This is a genomic window from Kosmotoga sp. (genome assembly GCF_982836095.1).
Genome location: NZ_CEYIHJ010000094.1, coordinates 1,282 through 1,600, shown reverse-complemented (window position 1 = coordinate 1,600; position 319 = coordinate 1,282). Strand labels below are relative to the sequence as shown.

1 protein-coding gene is annotated in these 319 nt (G+C 41.4%); it reads right to left on the bottom strand.

From position 1 onward, the window contains the following. Nucleotides 1-69: 69 nt before the first annotated feature. Nucleotides 70-319: 50S ribosomal protein L7/L12 (gene rplL / locus AC3LHT_RS07005; protein WP_488662399.1), on the bottom strand; the 250-nt coding region annotated here is incomplete at its 5' end.

Below are 319 nucleotides of genomic sequence, written 5' to 3'. Positions count from 1 at the left end.
ACACCAGAGAGATCCCTGATGTGGGTATTTTAAATTATAAACTGTTTTTGTAAATCAAAGGTTACCTGATTACTTCAACTCAACTTCAGCGCCAGCTTCTTCGAGCTGTTTCTTGATGGTTTCTGCCTCTTCTTTTGGAGCGCCTTCCTTGACTACTGCTTCAGGTGTACCGGCTTTTTCTACGAGTTCTTTTGCTTCTTTGAGTCCAAGTCCGGTGATTTGCCTTACAACCTTAATAACTCCAACTTTCTTTTCACCAAAAGATTTAAGGACCACATCAAATTCTGTCTTTTCTTCTTCCTGAGCAGCAGGTCCAGCA